Origin of the sequence: Martelella sp. UBA3392 (assembly GCF_002358775.1) — a bacterium.
In the GTDB taxonomy this organism is placed as follows: domain Bacteria; phylum Pseudomonadota; class Alphaproteobacteria; order Rhizobiales; family Rhizobiaceae; genus Martelella; species Martelella mediterranea.
Genome location: NZ_DEPM01000236.1, coordinates 1 through 380, shown reverse-complemented (window position 1 = coordinate 380; position 380 = coordinate 1). Strand labels below are relative to the sequence as shown.

Here is a 380-nt window from a genome sequence, read left to right as displayed (position 1 = left end):
ACGGTGATGGATCTTTCCACCGGCCGCAACATCCACAATATCCGCGACTGGATCATCCGCAATGCGCCGGTTCCGATCGGGACGGTGCCGCTTTATCAGGCGCTGGAGAAGGTCGGCGGCATCGCCGAGGACCTGACTTGGGAGGTGTTTCGCGACACGCTGATCGAGCAGGCCGAGCAGGGGGTGGATTATTTCACCATCCATGCCGGCGTGCGGCTGCACATGATCCCGATGACGGTGAACCGTGTCACCGGCATCGTATCGCGCGGCGGCTCGATCATGGCCAAATGGTGCCTGCATCATCACCGCGAGAGCTTCCTCTACGAGCATTTCGATGAGATCTGCGACATCGCGCGGGCCTATGATGTCAGCTTCAGTCT

The 380-nt window shown here is 60.3% G+C and carries 1 protein-coding gene; it reads left to right on the top strand.

Annotated features, from left to right (window positions below; all coding sequences use genetic code 11):
• Positions 1-380 (top strand): phosphomethylpyrimidine synthase ThiC (locus B4E36_RS18825; protein WP_345900682.1); only part of this gene is annotated, 380 nt, incomplete at both ends.